The organism is Pseudomonas sp. QLc11A (assembly GCF_052112305.1).
GTDB classification, from domain to species: domain Bacteria; phylum Pseudomonadota; class Gammaproteobacteria; order Pseudomonadales; family Pseudomonadaceae; genus Aquipseudomonas; species Aquipseudomonas laurylsulfatiphila.
In genome coordinates this window covers 116,552-143,541 of the sequence record NZ_JAVAJJ010000011.1, presented here as the reverse complement: position 1 = coordinate 143,541, position 26,990 = coordinate 116,552, and the positions used below count along the sequence as shown (strand labels likewise).

The 26,990-nt window shown below is 60.6% G+C and carries 23 protein-coding genes; 14 read left to right on the top strand and 9 right to left on the bottom strand.

Annotated elements, in window-relative coordinates; all coding sequences use genetic code 11:
* Positions 1–103: 103 nt before the first annotated feature.
* From bioD to bioB, 5 genes are all read right to left on the bottom strand, one after another.
* Positions 104–784: a dethiobiotin synthase gene (gene bioD / locus Q8X48_RS17360; RefSeq protein WP_217836542.1), complete on the bottom strand. Its 681-nt coding sequence runs from the start codon at positions 782–784 to the stop codon at positions 104–106.
* The gene (gene bioC, locus Q8X48_RS17355) at positions 781–1,593 is read right to left on the bottom strand and encodes a malonyl-ACP O-methyltransferase BioC (RefSeq protein WP_407799941.1); all 813 of its coding nucleotides are present in this window, start codon (positions 1,591–1,593) and stop codon (positions 781–783) included. The genes bioD and bioC overlap by 4 nt, the downstream gene beginning before the upstream one ends.
* The gene (locus Q8X48_RS17350) at positions 1,586–2,317 is read right to left on the bottom strand and encodes an alpha/beta fold hydrolase (RefSeq protein ID WP_102674208.1); all 732 of its coding nucleotides are present in this window, start codon (positions 2,315–2,317) and stop codon (positions 1,586–1,588) included. Before Q8X48_RS17350 ends, bioC begins: the two co-directional genes overlap by 8 nt.
* On the bottom strand, positions 2,310–3,488 hold the full coding sequence (gene bioF, locus Q8X48_RS17345) for an 8-amino-7-oxononanoate synthase (RefSeq protein WP_015097099.1): 1,179 nt from the start codon (positions 3,486–3,488) through the stop codon (positions 2,310–2,312). The genes Q8X48_RS17350 and bioF overlap by 8 nt, the downstream gene beginning before the upstream one ends.
* A gap of 173 nt (positions 3,489–3,661) precedes the next feature.
* Positions 3,662–4,717, bottom strand: coding sequence for a biotin synthase BioB (gene bioB / locus Q8X48_RS17340; RefSeq protein WP_102674206.1), 1,056 nt, complete (start codon positions 4,715–4,717; stop codon positions 3,662–3,664).
* Between the two features lie 93 nt (positions 4,718–4,810).
* Between bioB and Q8X48_RS17335 the strand changes: the two genes are divergently transcribed.
* The 5 genes from Q8X48_RS17335 (at position 4,811) to rarD (ending at position 10,633) form a co-directional block, all read left to right on the top strand.
* Positions 4,811–5,551 (top strand): ComF family protein, encoded by a 741-nt coding sequence (locus tag Q8X48_RS17335; protein ID WP_407799942.1) that lies wholly within the window; start codon positions 4,811–4,813, stop codon positions 5,549–5,551.
* A gap of 63 nt (positions 5,552–5,614) precedes the next feature.
* Entirely contained in the window at positions 5,615–6,379 is a 765-nt protein-coding gene (locus Q8X48_RS17330; protein ID WP_407799943.1) for a TOBE domain-containing protein, read from the top strand.
* A 65-nt stretch (positions 6,380–6,444) separates the two neighbouring features.
* Positions 6,445–8,346 carry a PhoX family protein gene (locus tag Q8X48_RS17325; RefSeq protein WP_407799944.1) on the top strand — a complete coding sequence of 634 codons (1,902 nt, stop codon included), beginning with the start codon at positions 6,445–6,447 and terminating at the stop codon, positions 8,344–8,346.
* A 209-nt stretch (positions 8,347–8,555) separates the two neighbouring features.
* Positions 8,556–9,530: a serine/threonine protein kinase gene (locus Q8X48_RS17320; protein ID WP_007980356.1), complete on the top strand. Its 975-nt coding sequence runs from the start codon at positions 8,556–8,558 to the stop codon at positions 9,528–9,530.
* Positions 9,531–9,745: 215 nt separating this feature from the next.
* Complete coding sequence (gene rarD, locus Q8X48_RS17315) at positions 9,746–10,633, top strand: EamA family transporter RarD (protein ID WP_407799945.1); 888 nt, start codon at positions 9,746–9,748, stop codon at positions 10,631–10,633.
* A 215-nt stretch (positions 10,634–10,848) separates the two neighbouring features.
* Here rarD and Q8X48_RS17310 read toward each other — a convergent pair whose 3' ends face one another.
* A complete protein-coding gene (locus Q8X48_RS17310) occupies positions 10,849–11,367 on the bottom strand; it encodes a glycine cleavage system protein R (RefSeq protein ID WP_095964119.1) in 519 nt (172 codons plus the stop codon).
* A gap of 544 nt (positions 11,368–11,911) precedes the next feature.
* Here Q8X48_RS17310 and Q8X48_RS17305 point away from each other — a divergent pair.
* A complete protein-coding gene (locus Q8X48_RS17305) occupies positions 11,912–14,089 on the top strand; it encodes a malate synthase G (protein ID WP_407799946.1) in 2,178 nt (725 codons plus the stop codon).
* A gap of 74 nt (positions 14,090–14,163) precedes the next feature.
* On the opposite strand, the gene Q8X48_RS17300 is transcribed toward Q8X48_RS17305, so the two are convergent.
* Both Q8X48_RS17300 and Q8X48_RS17295 read right to left on the bottom strand, forming a co-directional pair.
* Entirely contained in the window at positions 14,164–15,096 is a 933-nt protein-coding gene (locus Q8X48_RS17300; protein ID WP_407799947.1) for an EamA family transporter, read from the bottom strand.
* Between the two features lie 343 nt (positions 15,097–15,439).
* Entirely contained in the window at positions 15,440–15,898 is a 459-nt protein-coding gene (locus Q8X48_RS17295) for a response regulator (RefSeq protein ID WP_407799948.1), read from the bottom strand.
* A gap of 253 nt (positions 15,899–16,151) precedes the next feature.
* Between Q8X48_RS17295 and Q8X48_RS17290 the strand changes: the two genes are divergently transcribed.
* From Q8X48_RS17290 to Q8X48_RS17255, 8 genes are all read left to right on the top strand, one after another.
* Positions 16,152–18,092, top strand: coding sequence for a putative nucleotidyltransferase substrate binding domain-containing protein (locus Q8X48_RS17290; protein WP_407799949.1), 1,941 nt, complete (start codon positions 16,152–16,154; stop codon positions 18,090–18,092).
* On the top strand, positions 18,089–18,796 hold the full coding sequence (locus Q8X48_RS17285) for a 3'-5' exonuclease (protein WP_407799950.1): 708 nt from the start codon (positions 18,089–18,091) through the stop codon (positions 18,794–18,796). Before Q8X48_RS17290 ends, Q8X48_RS17285 begins: the two co-directional genes overlap by 4 nt.
* 194 nt (positions 18,797–18,990) lie before the next feature.
* Positions 18,991–19,509: an RNA polymerase sigma factor gene (locus Q8X48_RS17280; RefSeq protein WP_102700728.1), complete on the top strand. Its 519-nt coding sequence runs from the start codon at positions 18,991–18,993 to the stop codon at positions 19,507–19,509.
* Entirely contained in the window at positions 19,506–20,480 is a 975-nt protein-coding gene (locus tag Q8X48_RS17275; RefSeq protein ID WP_407799951.1) for a FecR domain-containing protein, read from the top strand. The genes Q8X48_RS17280 and Q8X48_RS17275 overlap by 4 nt, the downstream gene beginning before the upstream one ends.
* Before the next feature lie 218 nt (positions 20,481–20,698).
* Positions 20,699–23,134, top strand: coding sequence for a TonB-dependent siderophore receptor (locus tag Q8X48_RS17270; RefSeq protein WP_407799952.1), 2,436 nt, complete (start codon positions 20,699–20,701; stop codon positions 23,132–23,134).
* Between the two features lie 72 nt (positions 23,135–23,206).
* Positions 23,207–24,337 (top strand): PepSY-associated TM helix domain-containing protein, encoded by a 1,131-nt coding sequence (locus Q8X48_RS17265; protein ID WP_407799953.1) that lies wholly within the window; start codon positions 23,207–23,209, stop codon positions 24,335–24,337.
* Entirely contained in the window at positions 24,334–24,513 is a 180-nt protein-coding gene (locus Q8X48_RS17260) for a hypothetical protein (protein WP_407799954.1), read from the top strand. Before Q8X48_RS17265 ends, Q8X48_RS17260 begins: the two co-directional genes overlap by 4 nt.
* A gap of 179 nt (positions 24,514–24,692) precedes the next feature.
* Positions 24,693–25,322 carry a glutathione S-transferase family protein gene (locus Q8X48_RS17255; RefSeq protein ID WP_407799955.1) on the top strand — a complete coding sequence of 210 codons (630 nt, stop codon included), beginning with the start codon at positions 24,693–24,695 and terminating at the stop codon, positions 25,320–25,322.
* Positions 25,323–25,532: 210 nt separating this feature from the next.
* Here Q8X48_RS17255 and creD read toward each other — a convergent pair whose 3' ends face one another.
* Positions 25,533–26,903 (bottom strand): cell envelope integrity protein CreD, encoded by a 1,371-nt coding sequence (gene creD / locus Q8X48_RS17250; protein ID WP_407799956.1) that lies wholly within the window; start codon positions 26,901–26,903, stop codon positions 25,533–25,535.
* Positions 26,904–26,990: the final 87 nt, after the last annotated feature.

The following is a 26,990-nucleotide window of genomic DNA, read 5'->3' as shown; positions in this document are numbered from 1 at the left end:
AAGGATCAACAGCGGCCATTGAAGCAGAGTGGCTGGCAAAACACCCGTCAAAAACACTAATGGCACAGTGCCTTGCCATAGGCAAAGCCCGCATTGCCAAACCTCAGTCCAACAGGTCCAGTTGCAAGTGCTCGGCCACGGCTTCTGCCGTCACGGCCTTGAGTTTGGGCACACGCCCCAGGCACGGCGCGGGGAGGCGCTCGGCCAGGGTGGCGAGGTTTTCTTCCAGCCGAGAGGTCTTCGGGTCGATGATGTTGGCCACCCATCCCGCCAGTTGCAAGCCGTCCCGGGCGATCGCTTCAGCGGTCAACAAAGCATGGCTGATACACCCCAGGCGCACGCCGACCACCAGGATCACCGGCAGCTTCAATGCAATGGCCAGGTCCGACAGATTGTCCTGATCCGCCAAGGGTACGCGCCAGCCGCCAGCGCCTTCGATCAGGGTGAAGTCCGCTTGCAGACCCAAAATCTGCCGCATCGGCGCCAGCAACGACTGCACCGTCAACGCCACGCCCGCCTCCCGTGCCGCCAGATGGGGAGCAATGGCCGGTTCGAAGGCCATCGGATTGACCTGTGCGTAGGTCAGCGGCAGCGAACACTCCGCCAACAAGGCCAGCGCATCGGCGTTGCGCAAGCCTTTGGGCGTTACATCGCAACCGGAAGCGACCGGTTTGCCTGCCGCTGTGCTCAAACCCGCCGAACGCGCCGCATGCAGCAGCCCCGCAGCGACCGTGGTTTTACCGACATCCGTATCCGTGCCGGTGATGAAATAGGCTGCGCTCATAAGGGTTTCTCCAAAATGGCGTACACCACTTGATAAGTCGCCGGCAGGCCTCGGGCCTGACGAAACTGCTCATAAGCCTCAATCAAACCCAGAATCCGCGCCCGGCCGGTCAAGCCACCCGGTCGACCGGGATTGAGATTGTGCGCACCCAGCGCCTTGAGCTCATGGGTCAGGCTGCGCACATCCGGGTAATGCAGCACATGCGCAAGGTTTTGCAGACTGACCACCCTCAAGCAACTGGTCGCACACAACTGCTGATAAACACCGAACTCCCGGAAGCGGTTGACGTGCACCATGCCATCGACCTGTCGCCAGCTGTCGCGCAGTTCAAACAACGTCCCTGTACAAAGACTAGCAAACGCAAAAATGCCACCCGGTTTCAGCACTCGACAAGCTTCACTGAGCACCGAGTCGAAATCCGCACACCACTGCACCGCCAGGCTGGAGAAGATCAGGTCGCAGGTCGAATCCTGCAGTGGCAAGCGCTCGGCATCGCCGGCGACGAAATGCGTGGCACCGCCCAATGGCCGGGCGTGATTGAGCATGCCCTCGGCGATATCCAGCGCCACACCGCGACTGCTCGGAAATTGCTCACCCAAAGCACGACTGAAATGCCCGGTGCCGCAGCCCAGATCCAGCCAACGCTGCGGTACAAAATCCCGCGGCAAGCGCCTGAGTAATTGGCTGCCGACATCACGCTGCAACTCGGCCACGCTGTCGTAGCTTTGCGCCGCGCGGGAGAAAGATGCAGCGACCTGGCGTTTGTCGGGCAAGCCGCCGGGCAGGTTGGGAAGGGATAAATCAGTCATCGCCGGACTCATGCAAAAAGGCCTGGATCGCCCCCGCCACACCGTGGGGATCTTCCAGAAGAAACGCGTGGCCGGCCTGCTCAATCAGACCGATTTCTATGTCCGGCAGCAACGCCAGTAAATCGCCCGCCGCCTCCGCCGGCACCAGCCCGTCAAGGCCGGCGAACAGATGCAGCTGCGGACCACGGAACGATTGCAGTGCCTGTCGCGTATCCACTTGCGCAAGCACTTGCAGACCGCTCAGCAGCACTGGCGCGGCAGTGTTCGGTGCACCAGCGAGCAACAACCGCGACAATCCGCGCGGGTCTTCGGCGCCTTGGGCACAGAGCAGTGAAAAGCGTTTCAAGGTCGCGCGCGGATCGGCTGCACATCCCGCCAGAAACGCATCGAAGGTTTCCCCTGGCATGGCGGCTGACCAGTGTTCATGAGCGACAAAAGACGCGTTGCTGGCCAGTGTGAACACGCCGCAGCAGCGATCGCCACGCCGGGCCGCCAGTTCGCAGGCGAGCATGCCACCCAAAGACCAGCCGCCCAGCCAGGCGTCTTGCGGCAACGTCGCATCAAGCTCATCGAGCCACTCTTGAAGATCGCTCGACTCCAGGTCGGGCAACGGCTCGATCTCGACGCGCAAGTGCTCGTCCAGGCCACGCAAAGCCGCAGCCAAAGGCTCCAGCGGTGAAACGCCAAGGCCCCAGCCGGGCAGCAGAATCAAACGATCACGCATGGCTTGGCTCCGGCTGCAGTTGTTGAAAACAATCGGCCAGTGCGTTTAACAATAGCTGCACCTGAGCCTCGCTGTGAGCAGCCGTCAGCGTGACCCGCAATCGGGCGCTGCCAGCAGGCACGGTCGGCGGGCGAATCGCGGTCACCATCAACCCGCGCTCGCGCAGCATTTGCGAAAGACGCACCGCGCGCCCGGCATCGCCAACCATGATCGGCTGGATCGGTGTGAAGCTGTCCATGAGTTCCAGGCCAATCTGCTCGGCACCCTGACGGAACTGGCGGATCAGCGTCTGCAAATGCTCGCGACGCCAGTGTTCACTGCGCAGCAGTTCCAGGCTTTTCAGCGTGGCGCAGGCCAGCGCCGGTGGCTGGCTGGTGGTGTAGATGTAAGGCCGGGCGAACTGGATCAGACTTTCGATCAGCTCTTCGCTGCCGGCCACAAAGGCGCCCGCCGTACCGAAGGCTTTGCCGAGGGTGCCGACCAGCACCGGAACCTCTTCCTGGCTCAAACCGAAATGCTCGACGATGCCGCCACCATTGGCGCCTAGCGGTCCAAAACCATGGGCATCGTCGACCATCAACCAGGCGCCTTTGGCCTTGGCCTCTCGGGCCAGTGCTGGCAAATCGGCGATATCGCCATCCATGCTGAACACGCCGTCGGTGACCACCAGGGTATTGCCGGTGGCTTTTTCCAGGCGCTTGGCCAGGCTCACCGGGTCGTTGTGCAAGTAGCGATTGAACCGCGCGCCGGACAGCAGCCCCGCGTCGAGCAGCGACGCATGATTGAGCCGGTCTTCGAGCACCGTATCACCCTGCCCCACCAGCGCCGTGACCGCACCGAGGTTGGCCATGTAACCGGTGGTGAACAGCAGCGCGCGCGGGCGACCGGTCAGGTCGGCCAAGGCTTCTTCCAGGGCATGGTGCGGGGCGCTATGGCCGATGACCAGATGTGAGGCGCCGCCGCCCACCCCCCACTTCGAAGCGCCGGCACGCCAGGCCTCGATCACTTGTGGATGATTGGCCAGCCCCAGGTAGTCGTTGTTACAGAACGCCAGCAACGGCTGGCCATCAACCACCACTTGCGGCCCCTGGGGGCTTTCGAGCAGCGGACGCTGGCGGTAGAGATTTTCGGCACGACGGGCAGCAAGGCGTGCGGCGAGATCGAAAGACATGCAGGCCTCGAAGTTCAGATCACAGAAATCAAAATGAATGCGATCCCTGTGGGAGCGAGCTTGCTCGCGATGGCGGCTTCACATTCAACATTGATGTCGACGGACCTGACGCTATCGCGAGCAAGCTCGCTCCCACAGGGGTTTTGCATTCATTCAGTGGACGCAGTGGTTGCTCAAACCGCCGCGTTATAGAACTGCTCGCTGCTCTTGTGCTCCACCAGCGCCTGCTCGATCGCCGCCTGATGCACTTCATCGGCGTGCTCTTCGCGGGCTTCCGGCAGGATCCCCAGGCGCCCGAACAGTTGCATGTCCTTGTCGGCCTGCGGGTTGGCGGTGGTCAGCAGTTTCTCGCCGTAGAAAATCGAGTTGGCACCGGCGAAGAACGCCAGAGCCTGCATCTGCTCGTTCATGGCTTCGCGGCCGGCGGACAGGCGCACGTGGGATTGCGGCATCAGGATGCGCGCGACCGCGAGCATGCGGATGAAATCGAAGGGATCGACGTCGTCGGCATTTTCCAGCGGCGTACCGGCGACCTTCACCAGCATGTTGATCGGCACCGACTCCGGATGCTCCGGCAGGTTGGCCAGCTGGATCAGCAGGTTGGCGCGGTCGTCCAGCGACTCGCCCATGCCGAGGATGCCGCCGGAGCAGATCTTCATCCCCGACTCACGCACGTAGGCCAGGGTTTGCAGGCGCTCGCTGTAGGTGCGGGTGGTGATGATGCTGCCGTAGAACTCAGGCGACGTGTCGAGGTTGTGGTTGTAGTAGTCGAGGCCGGCCTTGGCCAGCGCCTCGGTCTGGTCCTGATCCAGGCGGCCTAGGGTCATGCAGGTTTCCAGGCCCAGGGCTTTCACGCCTTCAACCATCTTCAGAACATAGGGCATGTCCTTGGCCGACGGGTGCTTCCACGCCGCGCCCATGCAGAAACGGGTCGAACCGATGGCCTTGGCGCGAGCGGCCTCTTCGAGGACCTTCTGCACTTCCATCAGTTTTTCTTTTTCCAGACCGGTGTTGTAGTGACCGGACTGCGGACAATATTTGCAATCTTCCGGGCAGGCGCCGGTTTTGATCGACAACAGGGTCGACACCTGAACACGGTTGGCGTCGAAATGCGCACGGTGCACCGTCTGCGCCTGGAACAGCAGGTCATTGAATGGCTGAACGAAGAGTGCTTTGACTTCGGCCAAAGTCCAGTCATGACGCAGGGTTGCAGTGGTGCTGGCGCTCATGGGCGTTTCCTTTGAATTATGCTTTGGCATGCGGCTGGATCATGGAATGTCACAGCCGCCTCACAGATGTTTCGGCATATTTAAGGAAGAGCGATGCGCTGTCAACCACAGTACAAAGGACAGGTTTACATCTGGTCAAAAAACGAGCAGCCGTGTCTGCTGTGCGATGAACCCGCCGACGACATCGCCCCTGTCTGTTCGGCCTGCGAAACCGAGTTGCCCTGGCTGGGCGATCACTGCCGAACCTGCGCCCTGCCGCTCCCGGCCGCGGGCCTGACCTGCGGCCATTGCCTGAAGCAGCCACCGGCTTTCGAACACGTGATTGCCCCCTGGACCTACAGCTTTCCGGTTGACAGCCTGATCACCCGCTTCAAACACAACGCAAAGTGGCCGTTTGGCCGCTTACTCGCCGAACTTCTCGCTCAATACCTGCAACATCGCTTCGAAGACGATCTGCAGCGACCCGATGCGCTGATTCCGGTACCGCTGGCCACCCGACGCCTGCGCCAGCGCGGGTTCAACCAGGCGGCGATGCTGGCCCACTGGTTGAGTGACGCACTGGACATTCCGTGCGACGAACGGTTGCTGCTGCGAACCCAGGACACCGATGCCCAACAGGCCTTGAATGCCCAAGCGCGCCGCAAGAACTTGCGCAACGCTTTCAGCCTGATACCCGGTGCCGCCGTCAAAGGCCGGCACCTGGCCCTGATCGACGACGTCCTCACCACCGGTGCCACGGCCCAGGCCCTGGCCTGGCTGTTGATCGACGCGGGTGCCGTGCGGGTCGACGTCTATTGCCTGGCCCGCACGCCCAAACCCGGCGAGACGCCCTGACTTGACTCGCGCATGCCAAGCCGCCAACGTCCTCTGCATCGCCACCACCCAAAGCGACTTGCCATGTCATTGCCCACCCTGTTGTCCCAGCACATTGTCCGCCGTCCGCAGCGCATCGCCCTGCTGCAGCACATCGCCGAACAAGGCTCGATCACCCGTGCGGCAAAAAGCGCGGGCCTGAGCTACAAGGCTGCCTGGGATGCCATCGATGAGCTGAACAACCTGGCGCAGAAGCCGTTGGTGGAGCGGGTTGTCGGCGGCAAGGGCGGTGGCGGTGCCCGCCTCTCCATAGAGGGCGAGCGGGTGCTGCGGCTGTACCAGAAGTTGCAAGCCTTGCAGGCCCAGGTGCTGGAAGCCGCTGAAGATGCCAGCGACCTCGACCTGCTCGGGCGCTTGATGCTGCGCACCAGCGCGCGCAATCAGTTACACGGCAAGGTAATGGCTATCGAGCCCCAGGGACGCAACGACCTGATTCGTCTCGAAGTCGCCGAAGGCTTGATCGTCAATGCGCAAATCACTCACGACAGCACCGAGCGCCTGGAACTGCAAATCGGCACCGAAGTCGTGGCCTTGATCAAGGCCGGCTGGCTCGATGTGCTGGAGGTCGACTCAGCCGAAACGCCGGGAAACAATTGCCTGAAAGGCACCATCGATAAGATTCTCGACGCCGACGATGGCCCCAGCGAAGTGCGCATCACCCTGCCTAACGGCCTGACCCTGTGCGCGCTGGACGAACCAACGCATCTGCAGGCATTGGGTCTGACCTGCGGCAAACCCGTGCGCGTGGAGTTTTCGCCCTCCAGGGTTCTGCTGGGTACGCCGCTTTAAGCAAACTGCAACAAAAGGTTCATTACTCACCATTAAGGTGTCTGCAAAACCGCAGGGAGCCTGAAATGAGCCTATTAGAAGAAAACCAGTCCACCGACCTCGAAACCATGGTCGGCCTCAGTCGTCGCAGCTTCATCAGCGCAGGTGCCCTGTGCGGCGCAGCGATGTTCCTCGGCGGCAACCTGCTGAGCCGCAGCGTGATGGCCGCCAGCGTAAGCGCCGGTAACAGCCAGTTGCTGGGCTTTGACAGCATTGCCGCCGCCACCAGCGACTCCATCACCCTGCCACCGGGCTACAAGTCCTCGGTGCTGATCAGTTGGGGCCAGCCCCTGCACAAGGACGGCCCGGCGTTCGACCCGAGCGGCAACGGCAGCGCCGAGCATCAGGAGGCCCAGTTCGGCGACAACAACGATGGCATGAGTCTGTTCGAGTTTCCGGGCGAAAAAGACCGGGCGCTGATGGCGATCAACAACGAATACACCAACTACCGCTACCTCTACGCCCACGGCGGCATGCCGCGATCGGCGGAGGACGTGCGCAAAGCGCTGGCCTGCGAAGGTGTGTCGGTGATTGAAGTGCAGCGCAAGAACGGCCAATGGCAATTCGTCCAGGGCTCGCGCTACAACCGCCGGATTCACGGCAATGCGCCGATCAGCCTGAGCGGTCCGGCCGCCGGTCACGCACTGCTGAAGACCAGCGCCGATCCCCACGGCAAGAACGTCCTCGGCACCTTCCAGAACTGTGCCAACGGCAAGACGCCGTGGGGCACCTATCTGACCTGCGAAGAGAACTTCACCGACTGCTTCGGCAGCAGCAACGCCGAGCAGAAGTTCGACCCGGCGCAAAAACGCTACGGCGCGGTGGTGACCAGCAAAGAGATCAACTGGCACCAACACGACGAGCGCTTCGACCTGGCCAAGAACCCCAACGAGCTCAACCGTCACGGCTGGGTGGTGGAAATCGATCCGTTCGATCCACAGTCGACGCCGGTCAAACGCACTGCCCTGGGCCGCTTCAAACACGAAAACGCCGCCCTGGCCGAAACCGGCGATGGCCATGCCGTGGTGTACATGGGCGACGATGAGCGCGGCGAGTTCATCTACAAATTTGTCAGCCGCGACAAGATCGACCACAAGAACCCCAAGGCCAACCGCGACATTCTCGATCACGGCACCCTCTATGTGGCGCGTTTCGATGCAGGGGACGGCAACGCCGATCACCCGAAGGGCCGGGGTGAATGGATCGAACTGACCCATGGCAAAAACGGTATCGACGCCAGCAGCGGCTTTGCCGATCAGGCTGAAGTGCTGATCCACGCGCGTCTCGCCGCCAGTGTGGTGAAAGCCACGCGCATGGACCGCCCGGAATGGATCGTGGTCAGCCCCAAGGATGGCCAGGTCTACTGCACGTTGACCAACAACGCCAAGCGCGGCGAAGACGGGCAACCGGTGGGCGGACCGAACCCGCGGGAGAAGAACGTCTACGGCCAGATCCTGCGCTGGCGCACCGAGCGCGACGATCACGCCTCACACACCTTTGCCTGGGACCTGTTTGTGGTGGCCGGCAACCCGGCCGCACATGCCGGGACGCCAAAGGCCGGCTCGTCGAACATCACGCCGCAGAACATGTTCAACAGCCCGGACGGTTTGGGCTTCGACAATGCCGGCCGCTTGTGGATCCTGACCGACGGCGATGTGAGCAACACCGGTGACTTTGCCGGCATGGGCAATAACCAGATGCTCTGCGCTGATCCGGCGACCGGCGAGATTCGCCGCTTCATGGTCGGACCGGTGGGCTGCGAGGTGACCGGGATCAGCTTCTCGCCGGACCAGAAAACCCTGTTTGTCGGGATCCAGCACCCGGGTGAAAACGGTGGCTCGACCTTCCCCGAGCATCTGCCCAATGGCAAGCCGCGGTCTTCGGTGATGGCCATCTCGCGTGAAGATGGCGGGATCGTCGGCGCCTGATCCGGCCTCTTCGCGGGCAAGCCCGCTCCCACATTGGATTGTCGGTGCGCATGCGATCGGCGGCACACCGAAGATCTCCTGTGGGAGCGGGCTTGCCCGCGAAGGCGTCAGCCCGGACACCACACTTCTCAAGCCCAACCACTAAAACCGCGCCGTCTGCGCTACCATGCCTGGCCGGACGCAGCAGCCTGCTGCGCGCAGGAGTCAGCATGGCCCACCCGTTTGAAACCCTTACGCCAGACCTCGTGCTCGATGCCGTCGAAAGCATCGGCTTTCTCAGCGACGCGCGCATCCTGGCGCTCAACAGCTACGAGAACCGCGTCTATCAGGTCGGTATCGAAGACGCCGAGCCGCTGATCGCCAAATTCTACCGGCCGCAACGCTGGAGCAACGAAGCGATTCTGGAAGAACACCAGTTCACCGCCGAACTCGCCGACTGCGAGGTGCCGGTTGTGGCGCCGTTGATTCACAACGGTGAAACCCTGCACGAACACAGCGGTTTCCGTTTTACCCTGTTCCCCCGCCGCGGCGGTCGCGCACCGGAGCCGGGCAACCTCGATCAACTGTATCGCCTGGGCCAGTTGCTCGGACGCCTGCACGCGGTCGGCTCGACCCGGCCGTTCGAGCACCGTGAAGCGCTGGCGGTGAAAAACTTCGGTCATGACTCGCTGGCCACGCTGCTCGACGGCAACTTCATCCCCCGCAGCCTGCTGCCGGCCTACGAATCGGTGGCCCGTGATCTGCTCAAGCGTGTGGAGGATGCCTACAGCAACACGCCGCACCAGAACATCCGCATGCACGGTGACTGCCACCCTGGCAACATGATGTGCCGCGACGAGATGTTCCATATCGTCGACCTCGACGACTGCCGCATGGGTCCGGCGGTACAGGACATCTGGATGATGCTCGCCGGTGATCGCCAGGATTGCCTGAGCCAGTTGTCGGAACTGATGGATGGCTACAACGAATTCCACGACTTCGACCCGCGTGAATTGGCGCTGATCGAACCCTTGCGCGCCCTGCGTCTGTTGCACTACAGCGCCTGGCTCGCCCGTCGCTGGGACGATCCGGCATTCCCCCGCAGCTTTCCGTGGTTCGGCACCGAGCGTTACTGGGGTGATCAGGTGCTGGCTCTGCGCGAACAACTGGCGGCGCTCCAGGAAGAGCCACTAAAACTCTTCTGACCCACCCTGCCCCCCTGTAGGAGCGAGCCTGCTCGCGAAGAACGCAAGGGCAACGCGTTTATCCAGACAGCACGCGTTATCGTTGACGTCCATCGCGAGCAGGCTCGCTCCTACAGGTACTGTGTTCACAAAAGACCTACCTATTCAGTCAGGACATTCGCAGACAAATCTCCTTACAATCCCTTCTTTGTTAGCTGCCTAAGCAAGGATTCTGCATGCAAGCCGCCAACCCGCGTCGCGGGTACATTCTGGGTCTGAGTGCCTACATCATCTGGGGACTTTTCCCCCTCTACTTCAAAGCCATCGCCAGCGTGCCCGCCGTGGAAATCATCATCCACCGGGTGTTGTGGTCGGCGCTGTTCGGCGCCTTGCTGCTGATGGTGTGGAAGCATCCCGGCTGGTGGCGCGAGCTGCGGGAGAACCCGCGACGCCTGGCGATCCTGGCCCTGAGCGGTGCGCTGATCGCGGCCAACTGGCTGACCTACGTCTGGTCGGTGAACAACGGCCGCATGCTGGAGGCCAGCCTCGGTTACTACATCAACCCTTTGGTGAACGTGTTGCTGGGCATGCTGATCCTTGGCGAACGCCTGCGGCGCATGCAGCGGATTGCCGTCGGTCTGGCGGCTGTGGGTGTGGCGCAACAGGTCTGGCAGGTCGGCAGCCTGCCGTGGGTGTCGCTGGTGCTGGCACTGACCTTCGGTTTCTACGGGTTGATTCGCAAGCAGGCACCGGTCAAGGCACTGCCGGGGCTGGTGGTGGAAACCTGGATGTTGGTGCCGATCGCCATTGCCTGGTTGCTGTTCAATCCGACCGCCCACAGCGCTCAGGCCGAGTTCTGGACCACGTCAGAAGCCTGGTGGCTGGTGGCGGCCGGGCCGGTCACGCTGGTGCCGCTGGTCTGCTTCAACGCGGCTGCACGGCATTTGCCCTACACGACACTGGGCTTTCTCCAGTACCTGGCGCCGACATTGGTGCTGCTGCAAGCGGTCCTGCTGTTTGGCGAGCACCTGTCGTCCAGCACCCTGGTAGCGTTCATGTTCATCTGGGCCGGTCTGGCGGTTTACAGCGTGGATGCGTGGCTCAGTTTGCGTCGCCGCAGCTGATCAAAAAACATACAAACCTCTACAGGCCACGGGTTCCATGGCCTGCATCATTCCTTCCCAAGGTTATCCACAGCGTGATCCCCGCCGATTGTGCGCAAGTGGCTGAAAGTGCTGGTTTTTTGATCAGATCCTGAAGAGCCCCGGTCGGCGTGCCCTGGCGGGGTGTCTCTACAGGTTATCCACAGGCCGGTGCACGTTTTACTTGGATAACCTGATCAGGGCTCACTGCGCAGCACCAATTCAACCATCAGATCGTCGGCCAGGGTTTCCAGACGCGATTGCAGTACGTCCAGCGACAGTGTCAGCGGAACGGCAAGAATCGCTTCGGCATGGAACAACGGCTCGCTGCTCATCGGCGCCGGGCGCACTTCGGTAACCAGCCGTTCCAGACTCACCCCCTGCTCGCTCAACAAGCGTGTGATGTCACGCACGATCCCCGGGCGATCATTGCCCACCAATTCCATCGCGATCGGCTTCCAGGTGCAGGATTGTTCGATGCTGCTTTCGGCGATCAATACGCGAATGCCCTGGGTGGACAAGCCTTGCAGGGCATCGACCAATTCGTCATAGGCCTCGGCCGGCACCCCCACCCGCAGAATGCCGGCGAATTGTCCGGCCATGCGCGACATGCGGCTTTCCAGCCAGTTGCCGCCGTGCTCGGCAATGCATTGGGCAATGCGCTCGACTTGCCCGGGCTTGTCCGGTGCGAAAACGGTGAGTACGAGGTGGTCCATGGCGCAGCCCTCTGGTCATGATTTTTGTTGCAGAGAACCAAGTATAGGCAAGGGTTGAACCTGCGCTGACAGGTCAGGCACCTTCGCGAGCAGGCTCGCTCCCACAAGGTTGTGCAGGCTTTTGTGGGAGCGAGCCTGCTCGCGAATGAAGGCGCCGCCGATCGAAACGAAAAAACAAATCGTGTACAACTTTTGATATTTAACTGGAACAATCCACTGGTTTTTTGAGAACATCCTGCTTCGCGCCGTGACCGCAATGCGTCATGGGGTCGCAGAACGACGTGATTAGTCTAATTTTCACAACCGCAATTCATCATGTAGTATGCCGCAGCGCGCACTACATAACGTTGGATCGATGTCTGCCGCCGGCCCGTTCGCAACCCTGAAAGCCCTGTCAGCAAGGCCTCAAGCCGTTGATTGGTCCCAACCCAGCCGCCCGTCATGGGCATGTACTGGCAGAGGGGTTTGTGGTTTAAATGGCCAAGGCTTCATTGTTAATTTGAAGAGCTGAAAAGCGAAATAGCTGAGCAGAGTGAGGCAAGCAATGACTGAACACGTTCAAGTCGGTGGCCTGCAGGTCGCCAAAGTCCTGTTCGACTTCGTGAACAACGAAGCCATTCCCGGTACCGGCCTCACCGCCGATAAGTTCTGGGCCGGTGCCGACAAGGTCATCCATGACCTGGCGCCGAAGAACAAAGCCCTACTCGCCAAACGCGATGATTTCCAGGCTCGTATTGATTCCTGGCACCAGGAACGCGCCGGTCAGGCGCACGACGCCGTGGCCTATAAAGCCTTCCTGCAAGACATCGGTTATCTGCTGCCAGAAGCGGCCGATTTCCAGGCAACGACGCAAAACGTCGATGACGAAATCGCCCGCATGGCCGGCCCGCAGCTCGTGGTGCCGGTGATGAACGCCCGCTTTGCGCTCAACGCCTCGAACGCCCGCTGGGGTTCGCTGTACGACGCGCTCTACGGCACCGACGCCATCAGCGAAGCCAACGGTGCGGAAAAAGGCAAAGGCTACAACAAGGTGCGCGGTGACAAGGTCATCGCCTTCGCCCGTGCCTTCCTCGACGAAGCGGCGCCATTGGCGGCCGGCTCCCACGTCGATTCCACTGGCTACAAGATCGTCGATGGCAAACTGGTGGTCGCCCTCAAAGGCGGCAGCAACACCGGCCTGCGCAACGACGCCCAGTTGATCGGCTTCCAGGGCGATGCCGCGGCACCGACCGCGATCCTGCTGAAAAACAACGGCCTGCATTTCGAAATCCAGGTCGACGCCAGCACCCCGGTCGGCCAGACCGACGCGGCCGGCGTCAAAGACATCCTGATGGAAGCCGCACTGACCACCATCATGGACTGCGAAGACTCGGTTGCCGCCGTCGACGCCGATGACAAAGTGGTGATCTACCGCAACTGGCTCGGCCTGATGAAGGGCGATCTGTCGGAAAGCGTCGCCAAGGGCGGTCAGACCTTTACCCGCACCATGAACGCCGACCGCACCTACACCGCGGTCGATGGCAGTGAACTGAGCCTGCACGGTCGTTCGTTGCTGTTCGTACGTAACGTTGGTCACCTGATGACCATCGACGCGATCCTCGACAAAGATGGCAATGAAGTGCCGGAAGGCATTCTCGATGGCCTGGTGACCTGCCTGTCGGCGATCCACAACCTCAACGGCAACAGCTCGCGCAAGAACAGCCGCACCGGCTCGGTCTATATCGTGAAGCCGAAGATGCACGGCCCTGAAGAAGCCGCGTTCACCAACGAGCTGTTCGGTCGCATCGAAGACGTGCTGGGCCTGCCACGCAACACCTTGAAAGTCGGGATCATGGACGAGGAGCGTCGAACCACGATCAACCTCAAGGCCTGCATCAAGGCGGCGAGCGAGCGTGTGGTGTTCATCAACACCGGTTTCCTCGACCGCACGGGCGATGAAATCCACACCTCCATGGAAGCCGGCCCGATGGTGCGCAAGGCGGACATGAAGGCGGAAAAATGGATCGGCGCCTACGAGAACTCCAACGTCGATATCGGTCTGAGCACCGGCCTGCAAGGTCGCGCGCAGATCGGTAAAGGCATGTGGGCCATGCCGGACCTGATGGCAGCGATGCTCGAACAGAAAATCGCTCACCCGCTGGCCGGTGCCAACACTGCCTGGGTACCTTCGCCGACCGCCGCTGCACTGCACGCGCTGCACTACCACAAGGTTGACGTGTTCGCCCGGCAGGCTGAACTGGCCAAACGTGCCCATGCATCGGTAGACGACATCCTGACCATCCCGCTGGCGGTGAACCCGCAGTGGACCGCCGAACAGATCAAGAACGAACTGGACAACAACAGCCAGGGCATTCTCGGTTACGTGGTGCGCTGGATCGACCAGGGCGTCGGTTGTTCGAAAGTGCCGGACATCAATGACGTCGGCCTGATGGAAGACCGTGCCACGCTGCGTATTTCCAGCCAGCACATCGCCAACTGGCTGCGCCATGGCGTCGTCACCGAAGAGCAGGTCATGGAAAGCCTCAAGCGCATGGCGCCAGTGGTTGACCGGCAGAACGCCGGCGACGCGCTGTACCGTCCGCTGGCCCCGAACTTCGACAGCAACATCGCCTTCCAGGCGGCGGTCGAACTGGTGGTCGAAGGCACCAAACAGCCGAACGGCTACACCGAACCGGTCCTGCACCGTCGTCGTCGCGAGTTCAAGGCGAAGAACGGGTTGTAATCCCGTTCACTCCACAGCAATCCCCCGGTTGAAAAACCGGGGGATTTTTGTTTCTGCTTCCTGCAAATGCAGAATTATCCCCTGAAACGCAACGCGTTTGCAGCGATGTGGCGGCCTATTCTCGATGCATTCATGAACAAGGCAATTCCAAGAACCGTGATGATGAGAGCAAACAGTTTTTCACCACCAATGGGTTCGTCGAGTACATACCACGAGGTCAAAATACCCGATATCGGAACAATCACTGACAACGGTGCAACCTGGCTCGCCGGATACTTCTCAATCATTCGGTTCCACACCCAATATCCGAATACCGTCGCCACATAGGCCTGGAACAGGACAGACACCAGCACCGGAGCAGTTATGTCCGTTAACAACGTTTGGAAGGGGGCAGCCCCCTTGACCCAGTAAGTCATCAGATATAAAGGCGGTGTCGCATACAGACTCGACCAAACGACAAAGGAAAATATATCAACCACCTTGCTTTTTTTGACCAGCACATTGCACAAACTCCAGAAGAATGCACCGAGGAGTATCAGGAAAAGGCCAAAGCTTTCGGCATAACCGTCCGTTACATGAATAATAAACATCAGCCCCAGCAACGCCATGAGAATACCAGCCACGTGTATTCCCGTCATTTTTTCCCCAAACAGCAATACTCCCCAGATGACCGTAAAAAATGCACTGAATTGCAAGAGCAAAGATGTCACGCCGGCACTGACCCCAAGAAACATGCCATAGTTCATCAGCCAGCACATTCCGATACCAAACAACAAACCGTAGACTATAGTTACAAAAGTACTGACACCCTTCGGTTTCGGGATGAAGAACACCAATGGCAATGCGCAGAAAGTAAATCGCAACGCTGTCAATATGAACGGATCGATACCGTCAAGACTGATATCAATTACCGTATAATTACTGCCCCACATGACTGTCACACCGATAATAAGTACAAGATCGCGAAACTCCATTTTTTTTATCATATCGTCCTCATTGCGGTACACATCCACACAATCCAGGAGGAGCAATGCCCTGACCCTTGTCAGTACTTTATCCGCAGGAACTAGCCGAAGTCTGAATACACAACAACCATCGGCATACTCATACCGCTAAAATCGGAGAGCAAAACTGACAACCCGGAGAGTGCTACAACAGATTTTATTAAACCAGGCACGACATCAAACAAATGTCTGCATTGATTTCAGGAAGTGAACGATAGCTGAATTATGGATAGAAAAAACAAGCTATTTGTGAGTAGCTTTTTCGCGGATCAATTAGACAAACTTAATTACAAGTTAACCCCACAAAAACAAATCGAACCTGTAATTAACAATTACAGGAGATCAGTTATTTAATGCCCAGTTCGCTTTTTACCTGTACTAGAAAGTGACTGGCATCGATCGGTTTGAGCAGAAAGTCCACCACACTCAAATGCATCGCAGCGATGACATCCTTCACGTCGGCGTCACCCGACACTATGATGATCGGCAATGCCGCCCGTACCGACTTGCGTATCTGACGGATCAGATCCAACCCATCTACATGGCCCATCCGCAGGTCGGTGATCAGTAATCCGATCGAGGGCTTTTTGATTTCTGCCTCAGCCACCAGCATCTTGAGTGCCGCTTCGCCACTGGCCGCTGTTATGCAGGGAATGCCCTCCAACGCGAGGATCTCAGACAGCAGCTCCCGGGTGTCCTTATCGTCATCGACGACCAGCACCCGTTGCAGCGGCAGGTCAGGCTCCAGCATGACGGCACTCAGCGCTTCGCGCTCGGCGTCGCTCAAAATATCGTGGTCGGACATGGCGTTCTCTACATGTTCAATTCAATTCCCTAGCACAGTTATGAGACATCGCTAAGCTGACCACCAATGTGCACTCCGACAGATAATTTTCCAATAGGGGGGCCGAGAGGTTTTTCGCACACTTGCGTAGGATTTTTCCGACATTTCAGGACGCTAACAGCCTACCTAGACTTACGTCCAATGGGCACCCCGGCTACAGGGGTCGACCATGTATGGGTCATCCGACTACAACAATTCAAAAAAGACTGCGGTAATGGTTATGAGTAAAGCGGACGCCTTCACACAGGCAGGGAAAACCGCGGTGTTGCAGAACATCCAGGGCACGTTGCAATTCCTTCAGCGCTTCCCGCCTTTCAACCAGATGGAGCACGCGCACCTGGCGTATCTGGTCGAGCAATGTCAGCTGCGTTTCTACGCCCCCGGCGAGAGCATCATCAAACCCGCCGACGGCCCGGTCGAGCACTTCTATATCGTCAAGCAAGGCCGGGTCGTGGGCGAGCGTCCGGATACGGCAAAAGGTGGCATCGAAACAGTCTTCGAGATCGCCACCGGTGAATGTTTTCCCCTCGCGGCGTTGCTGGGTGAACGGGCCACCCGTACCGAGCACCTCGCCGGCGAAGACACCTTTTGCCTGCAGCTGAACAAGCCGGCATTCATCCGCCTGTTTTCGCTATCGGACACCTTCCGCAACTTCGCCCTGCGCTGCGTCAGCAGCCTGCTGGATCAGGTCAACCAGCAAGTGCAGCAAAAAGCCGTGGAAACCCTCGGCACCCAATATTCGCTCAATACCCGACTGGGTGAATTGGCCATGCGCCACCCGGTGTCATGCGCCCCGCAGACACCTTTGCGTGAAGCCGTGACGTTGATGCACGAACAACAGGTCGGCAGCATCGTGGTGGTCGATGAACTCAAGGCTCCATTGGGGATTTTCACCCTGCGCGACCTGCGTCAGACCGTGGCCAACGGCAGCAGTGATTTCAACGAAGCCATCGAAGGGCACATGACCCGGGCGCCGTTTTTCCTGTCGCCGGACCACAGTGCATTCGACGCGGCGATTGCCATGACCGAGCGTCACATCGCCCATGTCTGCCTGGTCAAGGACCAACGCTTGTGCGGCGTGGTTTCCGAGCGCGATCTGTTTTCCCTGCAACGGGTCGACCTGGTGCACCTGGCGCGCACCATCCGCAACGCACCGAAGGTGGAAAACCTGGTGGCGCTGCGGGGCGAAATCGGCCAACTGGTCGAGCGCATGCTGGCCCATGGCGCGTCTTCGACGCAGATCACCCACATCATCACCCTGCTCAACGATCACACCGTGTGCCGGGTGATCGAACTGACCCTCGCCGAAAGAGGTGATCCCGGCGTGCCATTCAGTTGGCTGTGCTTCGGCAGTGAAGGCCGTCGCGAGCAGACCCTGCACACCGATCAGGACAACGGCATTCTGTTCGAAGCCAGGGATGCAGCCCATGCCGCCGAGATACGCGGCAAGTTGTTGCCCATCGCCCAGCAGATCAACCAGAGCCTGGCGCTGTGCGGCTTCACCTTGTGCAAGGGCAATATCATGGCCGGCAACCCCGAGCTGTGCCTGTCCCGGGCCGAATGGGCGCGGCGCTTTGCGGCGTTCATCCGCGAGGCCACCCCGGAGAACCTGCTGGGTTCGAGCATCTATTTCGATTTGCGCGTGGTCTGGGGCAGCGAGCAAGGCTGCGAGCAGTTGCGTCGGGGCATTCTCGATCAGGTCGGTGACAACCGTTTGTTCCAGCGCATGATGGCCGAGAATGCGCTGCGCAATCGCCCGCCCGTAGGGCGTTTGCGCGAGTTCGTGCTGACGCGCAAAAATGGCGAGAAGGCCACCCTGGACCTGAAGATCCAGGGCTTGGCTCCGTTTGTCGATGGCGCCCGACTGCTGGCCCTTGCCCATGGCATCGAGGCCAATAACACGCTGGAGCGTTTTCGCCAATTGGTCGCCAAAGAGGTCATCGAACCCCTGGACGGCGCCGCGTACGAAGAGGCCTATCACTTCATTCAGCAAACCCGCATGCAGCAACATCAATTACAGACCCGGGAGAATTTTCCCTACTCGAACCGGGTCGATCCCGACAGCCTCAATCACCTGGACCGGCGCATCCTGCGTGAGTCCCTGCGTCAGGCCCAACGCCTGCAGAGCAGCCTGACCTTGCGGTATCAGTTGTGAGCCTGTTTTCATGGCTGCGTCCGCCGAGCCCCACCCTGCCCGCCGACCTGCAACATCGCCTGGAACGCTTGCCAGCCGCTGCCGCCTTGGGCGAATGCAGCCTGCGTGAGCAGCGCTGGGTGGTGCTCGATCTGGAAACCACCGGGCTGAACCTGAACAAGGACCATGTGTTGTCGATTGGCGCGGTAGCGATCGAGGACGGGGCCATCGATTTTCGCCAGCTGTTCGAACGCACCTTGCAATATCCGCAAGTAAAACTCGGCCCCAGCGTGCTGATCCACGGCATTGGCCCCAGCGCCATTGCGGCGGGCAGCGATCCCGCAGAAGCGCTGGTGGACCTGATGGAATACCTCGGTGACAGCCCGGTACTGGCCTTCCACGCGCCGTTTGACCAGCACATGCTCGGCCGTGCGTTGAAAGATCACCTGGGCTTCAAGTTGCAGCATCCGTTTCTGGATGTGGCGGACATTGCACCGCTGCTATGCCCCCAAGCGCACTTTCGCGAGGCCGGGCTGGACGACTGGATCGACTGGTTCAAGCTCGAAGTCTTCGAACGTCACCACGCCAGCGCCGACGCCCTGGCCACCGCTGAACTGGCGCTGATCCTGTTCAGCCGCGCGCGGCAGCAGCAGATTCATAGCCCGCTGAATTTGCAACAGCGCTTGAGTCAGTGGAAGCGTCGGAAACAAGCACCGTCCTTCTAGTCTTCGGCGCCTGCTCTGGCCTCATCGCGGGCAAGCCCGCTCCCACAGGAGTACCGAAACCCCTGTGGGAGCGGGCTTGCCCGCGATGAACGATGACGCGGTCTCCCGACCAACGCCGATTGCGGACCTCCCGCGCCTCTGCCACAATCGCGAACAATTCTCGTTAGTTAACACTTCCCAAGCGGTGATGCTGCGTGTCGTCAGTCCCAAGCCCTCAAAGTGAGCTCGTCGGTGCGTTATATCGCGACCATCGCGGTTGGCTATTGGCCTGGCTTCGACGCAATGTCGCCTGCCCACAGCGGGCCGAAGACCTGAGCCAGGACACTTTCGTGCGCTTGCTGGGGCGCGAGGAACTGAAGGAACCCCGCGAACCGCGGGCATTCCTGGTGGCCATCGCCAAGGGCCTGCTGTTCGATTACTTCCGTCGCGCCGCGCTGGAGCAGGCTTACCTCACCGAGCTGATGCTGATTCCCGAAGCCGAACAACCGTCGGCGGAAGAACAGCAGATGATCCTCGAAGACCTGAAAAACATCGACCGTTTGCTCGGCAAGCTTTCCACCAAGGCCCGGGCGGCGTTCCTCTACAACCGTCTCGACGGTCTTGGCCACGCAGAAATCGCCGAGCGCCTGGGGGTATCGGTGCCGCGGGTGCGCCAGTACCTGGCCCAGGGCATTCGCCAATGCTACATCGCGCTGTACGGTGAGCCGACATGAACCCGCTCGGTTCCAAACCGGTATCGGCCAACGTGCTGGACGCAGCGATTGCCTGGCAGTTGTCCATGGACGGCGCCAACCCGGTAGAGCGCGAAGAGTTCGCCAAGTGGCACGCTGCCCACGAAGAGCACGCCCGTGCCTGGCGCCAGTTGGGCATGCTCGACCAACGCTTCAGCGCAGCCAGTGGCCCGGCTCGCACTGCCCTGCTGCAATCGCGCGAAGGCATCCGCCGACGGGTGCGCAAGCTCGGCAATGGCGTGGCGAGCGTGGTGGCCGTGATCGGCCTGGCGCTATTTGCCGGGCCACGTTACCTGCCGATCGATTACTGGCTGGCCGACCAGCGCACCGCTGTTGGCGAGCAGCGCACCCTGCGCCTGGCGGATGGCACGCTGGTCAATCTCAACACCCACAGCGCCCTGGATGTGCGCTTCGATGAGAAGCAGCGGCGCATCGTGCTTCAGGAAGGCGAAATCCTGGTTGAAACCGGCCATGGCGATCCCCGGCCGTTCATCGTCGAAACCCGTGAAGGCAGCATGCGCGCGCTGGGTACGCGGTTTCTGGTCAAGCGTGAAGAAGAAGGCACACGCCTGAGTGTGTTGCAGTCGGCGGTGGCGGTTCACCCCGAGTCCAGTCCGGATGAACAGATTCTGCGCGAAGGCCAGCAGGTGTTGATCCGCAATAACGGCCTGGGTCCGGTTCTGGCCGTCAATTTCGGCGCGGATGCCTGGACCCGCGGCATGCTGGTGGTGGACAACACGCGGCTGGAAGATCTGGTGCATGAAATCGGCCGTTATCGATCCGGTTACACAGGCGTCGCGCCGGAAGTCGCCGACCTGCGCATCACTGGCAGCTTCCCGCTGCGTGATACCGACCTGGCGCTCAATGCCCTGCTGCCGACCCTGCCGGTGCAGATCGAACAGCACACGCAATGGTGGGTGACAGTGAAAGCGAAGGCCGACGCCAAGCCCTGAGCAAGGCATCCATTGTAGGAGCTGGCTTGCCAGCGATGGTCGTTAACGATAACGCGCGCTCACTGGATAAACGCGGTGCTTTTGAGTGCATCGCTGGCAAGCCAGCTCCTACAAAAGCCAAATATTGAATCTAAATTATTTTCATCCAGCCCTATCACTTTCTAATTCTCGTTCGGCACACAGGCAATTGAGAAATATTTCCATTCAGGAGCCGCTGTATGTCCCGTTCGCTGAACACCCTGTTGCGCCCCAGTTTGCTGGCGGTCGCCGTTGCCCTTTGCACCCCTTTGGGCAGCAGCCAACTGGTCGCCGCTGAGCAGGCGTCAAGCGTTCGCGCCTACAACCTTCCAGCCGCACCACTGGCCAGCACCCTGAACCAGATCGCCAGCCAGGCGGGCCTGGCCTTGTCGTTGAACCCATCCCTGGCGACAGGCAAAACCTCGGCACCAGTCAACGGCCAGTTCGACGCCGCTGGCGCCCTGCGCGAGGCCCTGCGCGGCACCGGGCTGCAACTGGAGCAAAGCAGTGCCGGCACCTACAGCCTGGTGGCCGTGCCCGAGGGTGTGATGGCTCTGCCGGCAACCAGTGTGATTGGCGTGGAAGACGCTGAAAGCGCCTGGGGTCCGGTGCAAGGCTACGTGGCCAAACGGACCGCCGCCGGCACCAAGACCGATACCGCGCTGGTCGAGGTACCGCGCTCGATTTCGGTCGTCACTCGCCAGCAGATGGACGACCGCAACGCGCATACCCTTGACGCCGCCGTGCGCTACCTGCCGGGCATCACCGCCAGCAGCTACGGCAGCGACACCCGCGCTGACTGGCTGCGCGTGCGTGGTTTCGAGCCGACTCAATTCCTCGACGGCCTGCCCTTGCCAAAAGGCGTCTACGCCAACCCGAAACAGGAAACCTGGAACCTCGACCGCCTGGCCTTGCTGCGCGGCCCGGCCTCGTCCGTGTACGGCCAGACCCCGCCAGGCGGCCTGCTGGACATGGTCAGCCGTCGCCCGAGCGCCGAAGCCAGCAGCGAAATCCAGCTGCAGTACGGCAGCGACAACCATCGCCAGATCAACTTCGCCAGCACCGGCAAGATCGACGACGAAGGCCGCTTTCTCTATGGCGTGAGCGGCGTGGTGCGTGACGGCGGCACCCAGATCGACCATATCGATGACAAGCGCTACAACATTGCGCCAAGCCTGACCTGGAACATCGACGAAGACACCCGCTTCACCCTCCTGACGCAGTTCACCCGTGACGATACCGGCGTTACCAGCCAGTTCTATCCGATTCAGGGCACCAAGATCGACATGCCGTTCGGCAAGATCTCGCACCACAAGAACCTGGGTGATCCGGACTACGATTTCTACGACCGCACCTATTACGCACTGGGTTATGCCTTCGAGCATCGCTTGAACGATATATGGCAGTTCCGCCAGAACCTGCGCTACACCAAGTCGGACTTGTCTTTCCAGACGGTCACCGTCAACAGCTACTTTCCCTCCATCGGATTTGTCGTAGACGATGAAGGCAACACCGGGCGCGGCACGACCAATGTCGACGAAGACATCAGCCAGTTCGCCGTGGACAACAACCTCCAGGCCGACTTCGCCACCGGCGACATTATTCACACGCTGTTGATCGGTCTGGACCACCAGCGCAGCAACACCAACTACACCTCGATCTTTGGCAGCGCACCTTCCATCAACGTCAACGATCCGGTCTATGGCTTGCCGATCACCCGTCCACCACGCTCCTCGGCGTTTTATGACTATGACCAGAAGACCTACCAGACCGGTCTGTACGTCCAGGATCAAATGGCCCTCGATCAATGGCGCCTGACCCTCGGCGGTCGTGAAGACTGGGTCCATACCGGCACCAAATTCTTCAACAAGGGTGATGCCACCAACACCCAGCGCGACAAGAACTTCAGCGGCAACGCGGCGATCAGCTATGTGTTCGACTCGGGCTTCGTGCCTTACTTGTCCTACGCCGAATCGTTCCAGCCGGCCAGCAATGCTGTCGCCTCGCCGACCGATTCGTTCAAGCCGACCAAAGGCAAGCAGTGGGAACTGGGTATCAAGTACCAGCCACCGGGCAGCAACACACTGCTGACGGCCGCTGTGTATGACCTGACCCAGAAAAACGTTTCCGTCACCAACAATGTGGGCAACGTGACGGTCACCAGCCAGACCGGCGAAGTGAGAGTCAAAGGCCTGGAGCTGGAAGCCGTTTCCGACGTGACCGAAAACCTCAAGGTCACCGCCGCCTACACCTTGGCCAAGTCCGAAGTGCAAGACGGTGCGTTCAAGGGCAATCGCCTGCAACTGATGCCTAACCAGCAAGCATCGGTATGGGGCGACTACACCTGGCACAACGGCGTGCTCGACGGCTTCGGCATCGGCGCCGGCGCGCGCTACACCGGCAACACTTACGGCGACGAGGCCAACACCTGGCTGGGCAAGGCCGACGCCTACACGGTGTTCGACGCCGCGGTACACTACGACCTCGGCCGCCTGGACAACAGCCTCAAGGGCGCTTCGCTGGCCGTTAACGCCACCAACCTGTTCGACAAGGACTACATCTCGACTTGCGACAGCTTCTACTGCTACTACGGCGACCAGCGCAGTGTCGTCGCCAGTGCAACCTACAAGTGGTAACACTTTGAGCTGATACGCCCAATGACCAGGCCGTCCTTCGTGGACGGCTTTGGTTTTTCTGAAGGCTATGAAATGAAAAGTAAAACAATTCGCCGCTGGTCCGCTGTTCATACCTGGACCAGCCTGATTTGCACGGTGTTCCTGTTGCTGCTGGCACTGACCGGCCTGCCGTTGATCTTCCATCACGAGATCGACCACCTCCTCGGTGATGCAGCCGAGCTGAAGCAGATGCCGGCAGACACCCCGCGGCTTGATTTGCAGCAGCTGGTAGCGGCGGCTGAAAAGCATCGCCCTGGCGAAGTCATGCAGTATTTCGGCTTCGAGGACGACGAACCCAATGCCGCGATTGCGATCATGGCCCCTACCGCCGGCACCGAGCCCAATTCGTCCCACACCTTCATGCTCGACGCCCGTACCGGCGAGGCTCTGGAGATGCCGTCGGCCAACGGTGGTTTCATGATGGTCATGCTGCGCCTGCACGTGGACATGTTTGCCGGCTTACCGGGCAAGCTGCTGTTGGCGTTCATGGGCATTCTGTTCGTGGTGGCGATCGTCTCCGGCACCGTCTTGTACCTGCCATTCATGCGCCGCCTGAAGTTCGCCACCGTGCGCCAGGACAAATCCACCCGCCTGCGCTGGCTCGACCTGCATAACCTGATCGGCGTCGTGACCTTGACCTGGGCCCTGGTGGTCGGCGTGACCGGCGTGATCAGTGCCTGCGCCGACCTGATCATTGCCGCCTGGCGCAACGACAGCCTGAGCGCGATGGTCGCGCCGTACCGTGATGCGCCACCGCTGACGCACCTGGCGCCGGCCACCCGTCTGCTCGACATCGCCAAGGACGTCGCACCGGGCATGCAGCCGGACTTCATCGCCTTCCCCGGCACGCGGTTTTCCAGCGAGCACCATTACGCGGTGTTCATGAAAGGCAGCACGCACCTGACCTCGCACCTGCTGACGCCGGTGCTGATCGACGCCAGCACCCTGCAAGTCACCGCCGTGGCCGAACGCCCCTGGTACATGGATGCCATGGGCATGTCGCAACCGCTGCACTTCGGCGACTACGGCGGCATGCCGATGCAAATCCTCTGGGCGACCCTGGATGTGCTGACCATCATTGTGCTCGGCAGCGGGGTCTACCTGTGGGTGGTGCGGCGCAAGGCTGCCAGGCCTGTGCTGGAAAAAGCGGAGAACGTGGCATGAAGCCCCGGCAGTCGAATTTCCGGAAGGTCTTTGCCATTCCCATCGTCATCGCGGTGCTCAGCGCGGCAGGGCTGTTTGCCGCGTTGCTCGGAGATGGTGTATGGGACTCGCTGAGCTGGGTGGGGCTGGGCATCCCGGCTGTGCTGGCCCTGCGCGGCCTCCTGCAACGCCGCTGACCCCCTGTAGGAGCGAGCTTGCTCGCGATGGACTTGAGAACGCCGCTGGGTGTCAGGTTCCCCGCGTTATCGTTAACGTCCATCGCGAGCAAGCTCGCTCCTACAGGGGGGGTTGCCATCTTGAGCTATCGCCCCAACACGCTATGCTGCCCGACTCTGCCACCGATCGAGACGCTGCCATGTCCGCCCCGAGCATGACCCTCTACCACAACCCGCTCTCACCCTTCGTTCGCAAAGTCATGGTGCTGCTGTACGAAACCGGTCAACAGGACCGCGTGGCGCTGCAGACCAGCGTCCTCACCCCGGTAACCCCGGACACGGCCCTGATCGACGACAACCCCCTGAGCAAAATCCCGGCCCTGCGCCTGGCCGATGGCAATGTCATCCATGACAGCCGGGTCATCCTCGACTACCTCGATCAGCAGCACGTCGGCAACCCGCTGATCCCCCGCGAAGGCTCGGCCCGTTGGCGGCGCCTGACCCTCGCTTCCCTTGCCGACGGCATCATGGACGCGGCCGTGCTGGTGCGCTACGAAGTCGCCCTGCGTGCCCCGGAGAAACACTGGGACGAATGGCTCGACGGCCAGCGCGACAAGATCCGCCGCGCCCTGGCCCTGCTGGAAAAAGACGCGATTGCCGAGCTGACCAGCCACTTCGACGTGGCCGCGATCAGCGTGGCCTGTGCCCTGGGTTACCTGGACCTGCGCCATCCGGATCTGGATTGGCGCGAAGCCAATCCGCAGCTGGCGGCGTGGTACTTCGAGGTGAGCCAGCGGCCTTCGATGATTGCGACGATGCCGAAGGCTTAGAGCATCGCCGGCTGTACTGGCCGCTTCGCGAGCAGGCTCGCTCCCACAGTAGGTCGTCGGTGCGTACAAATTTTGTATTCACTGGAGAACCCTTGTGGGAGCGAGCCTGCTCGCGAAAATACCAACGCGGTTCATCAGGCAACCACTGCAAAATCCGAGTCACTAACACCTCGCTCCAGCGCTGATCCTCGCGCAACCCCACCGACCGGTTCATTGCACCGCTCCAATATCGAAGTCCAACGGTTTCACCGCTTTCTGCCCAACCCCATACCAATCCAGCTTGCGGGTCAGCACCATGAACACGCCCAACAAGCCGAACAGCAGCAACGAGCCCATCAACAGCGCGTAATCCTCGGCGCTCAGCACGCCGTAAAGCAGGCCGTACAACGCCGCCAGTCCTGCGGAGAAACTCAACCCGTTCACGACGCTACGCAGCACATGGCACACATAAAAACCGATCAAGGACACGCAGCCAGCCGCCGACAACAGATAGGCCAGCCCAAAACCGATGTGCTCGGACAGCGAGAGCAACAGTAGATAAAAGAACGCCAGGGCCACCCCCACCAGCGCGTATTGCACCGGGTGCACGGCCAGGCTTTTCAACACTTCGAAGAGGAAGAAGCCGGCGAACGTCAGGACTATGAACAGCAGTGCGTATTTGATCGCCCGGTCGCTTTTCAGGTACTGGTCCACCGGGTCGATAAAGCTCACACCGAAGCTGCGACCGCTGAAGGCTGCGCAGTCACCGCCGGTGACACAGCTGCTCAAGGCCTCCTGCAAATTGGTGGAGAAGAACGACGCCTGCCAGTTGGCGGTGAACCCCTGATCGGTGACGTTACGCTGGGCCGGCAGATAGTTGCCGATGAAACTTGGGTGAGGCCAGTCGGCGCTCAGCGAGACTGTGCTGGTTTTACCCACTGGCAACACTTGCAACACGCCCGTGCCTTGCAGGCGCAGGTTAAAACCAAAAGCCAGCTCCGCGGCCTGTTCGGTATTCAGCGCAGGCAGTGTCACGTGCACGCCCTCACCCAGCCAGCCGACCTGGCTACCGGGAATGAAGTCCAGGCTCTGGCCGTCGAGCTCGAGTTTCAAGGCATTTTCGATACCACGGATGTCGCTGATGCCAACGGCGAGAAACGGCTGGTCGAACCGGTAATCGGCAAAGTCTTCCTTGATTCCGAGCCGCGCCGGCAGCGAAAAAAGCCCACTGATGCGATTGTCGGCATGAAACAGCCGCGCCTGGTAAATCCCCCGGGAGCGCAACTCGGTCTGCACCTGGCCGTCGAGTTCGAAGCGTTCCGGCAGGAAATACAGACGACCGCGCTCTTCGCTGATGTCTTGATAACGCTCGTTGGTTTTTTCACGGGTCTTCCAGGTGCGCACCACTTTGCGATACGGCACCACCAGCAACGGACCGCTCACCTGCTGGCTGAAACTGGAACTGCGGGCAATGTCGTCGAGCACGCCGTCGCGCAGTTGCTGACGGTCGCGGATCACACCGTTGATCATCAGCAGCGGGATCAGCAACAACAGAATCAACAGGGCAATCGCCCCGAGTTTTAGGGTCAGGCTACGGTTCATGGGACTCTCCCTGTTTTGGATGGGGAAAGTCTGGCGTGGCTGTGTGAGGAATGAATGGAGGGAATGTGGAGACTGTGTGGAGACTGA